This is a genomic window from Mesorhizobium sp. M7A.F.Ca.CA.002.09.1.1 (genome assembly GCF_003998555.1).
GTDB lineage: Bacteria > Pseudomonadota > Alphaproteobacteria > Rhizobiales > Rhizobiaceae > Mesorhizobium > Mesorhizobium ciceri.
On the sequence record NZ_RZRR01000986.1, the window covers coordinates 1 to 1,937 of the forward strand.

At 63.1% G+C, this 1,937-nt stretch carries 3 protein-coding genes; 2 read left to right on the forward strand and 1 reads right to left on the reverse strand.

All coding sequences use genetic code 11. The annotated features are described in order from the left end of the window. A partial coding sequence (locus EN994_RS29250) for a M48 family metalloprotease (RefSeq protein ID WP_206530526.1) occupies nt 1–421 on the reverse strand: 421 nt, incomplete at its 3' end. A 145-nt stretch (nt 422–566) separates the two neighbouring features. Here EN994_RS29250 and EN994_RS29255 point away from each other — a divergent pair. Together EN994_RS29255 and EN994_RS29260 are read left to right on the forward strand one after the other, a co-directional pair. After that, nucleotides 567–1,715, forward strand: a complete 1,149-nt coding sequence (locus EN994_RS29255; protein ID WP_063168093.1) for an aminotransferase class I/II-fold pyridoxal phosphate-dependent enzyme — start codon at nt 567–569, stop codon at nt 1,713–1,715. A 4-nt stretch (nt 1,716–1,719) separates the two neighbouring features. Continuing rightward, a partial coding sequence (locus tag EN994_RS29260) for a glutaminase (RefSeq protein WP_206530527.1) occupies nt 1,720–1,937 on the forward strand: 218 nt, incomplete at its 3' end.

Genomic DNA, 1,937 nt, shown 5'->3' on the forward strand with positions numbered 1-1,937 from the left:
CGCCAAGCAATGTCGCGATGACGGCCATCGTCTTGGCTCGTTCGAGCTGGTCGCGCAGCTTCTGCTGGTGGCCGCCGGCAATATGACCGGCTTCGTGCGCGATGACGCCGATGATCTCGTTGGGCGTTTCAGCCGTCATCAGCGCGCCGGTGTTGATGAACAGCCGACGCCCGGTGACGAAGGCGTTGAAACTCTGGTCGTTGACCAGGACGATGTCGATGCCGTCATTCGCCAGGCCGGCCGCCCTGAAGATCGGCCGCGCGTAATCGCGCACCAGCGCCTCGATCTCGGCGTCGCGCACCACCGGCACGTTCTGGGCGAAGGCGCTGACCGAGCTCGACATTGCAACGGCAACGCCAAGCGAAAGCGTCGCGAAGACGCGCGCTGCCTGGGCAATCGTCGATCTGGGTCGGCTCAACATGATGTGTCCACTGGTAGACGAGCGGGCGAAAGATGAAAAGTCGGCGCCGGAAACTTCCTCAACTTGTGATCCTCACATCAATCGGGCATTTGTGCGGCACATGCGCCAGTGCCTGGCGCCGTCAGTCATCGGGAATACTGGTTAAATGGTCGTTTCGCTCTCACGCCGCGGCAATGTCGAGCCCTTCCATGCGATGGACATTCTGGCAGAGGCAAACCGGCTGAAGTCCCAGGGCGTGCCGGTTGTTTCGATGGCCGTCGGCCAACCCTCCGATCCCGCACCGGTTCTGGTTCGCGCCGCAGCAGCCAAGGCGCTGCAGGATGGGCGCATCGGCTACACCGACGCGCTCGGACTGGCAGGTTTGCGCAAGGCGATAGCCGGACACTACGCCGATCACTATGGGCTTGATATCGAGCCCGGCCGGATCGCGGTGACCACCGGATCGCCGGCCGCCTTCAATCTTGCCTTCCTGGCGATGTTCGATCGGGGTGACCGCGTCGCCATCGCGGCACCCGGTTACCCTGCCTACCGCAACATCATGGCCGCACTCGGCATAGAGGTGGTCGAGATCGAGCTCGGCGACGCCGCCTACCTGCATGCCGGCCATTTGGAAGCCGCGCATCGTGAAAAGCCGCTGAAAGGCGTTCTCTTCGCCAGTCCCGCCAATCCAACCGGCGCGGTCATACCAGCCGATGAACTGGCGGCTCTGGTAAGGACGGCACAGGACCTCGGCATCGCCGTCATCTCCGACGAAATCTATCACCGGCTGGCCTATGCCGCCCCCGACACCACGGCACTTGCCTATGGCGGCGATGTGACGGTGATCAATTCCTTCTCCAAATATTACTGCATGACCGGCTGGCGAATCGGCTGGATGGTGCTGCCGCAGGAACTGGTGCGGCCGGTCGAGCGCGTCGCCCAGAGCCTCTACATCTCGCCGCCGGAGCTATCGCAGATTGCCGCGATCGAAGCGTTCAGGGCGACCGAGGAACTGGAGGCGGTAAAAGGCCGCTACGCCTGGAATCGCGAGCTCTTGATGAAACGCCTGCCGGAACTCGGCTTTCCGCTGGCGGCGCCCATGGACGGCGCCTTTTATGCGTTCTGTGACGTCACCAGGCATACCAATGACAGCATGGCCTTCGCGCGAAAGATGCTGGCCGAGGCGCATGTTGCAGCAACGCCCGGCCGCGACTTCGACACTCAGGCTGGGCACCGGACCATGCGTTTCTCCTACGCCGGCAGCCACGACGACATGGTCGAGGCAATGGTGCGCATCGAACGCTGGTTGAGGTAGCACCATGCCGGAACTTGAACAGGCCCCCAAACTTGATCGGGCATTGGCCGAAGTCGCCGCCGAAATGGCCGAGCGCACCGATCGCGGCGACGTCGCTTCCTACATTCCGCAGCTGGGCAAGGTCGATCCGAAGAAGTTCGGCATCGCGGCGGTCACCAATGACGGCCGCGTGCTGATGGCCGGCGATGCCGACCAGGCATTTTCCATCCAGAGCATCTCGAA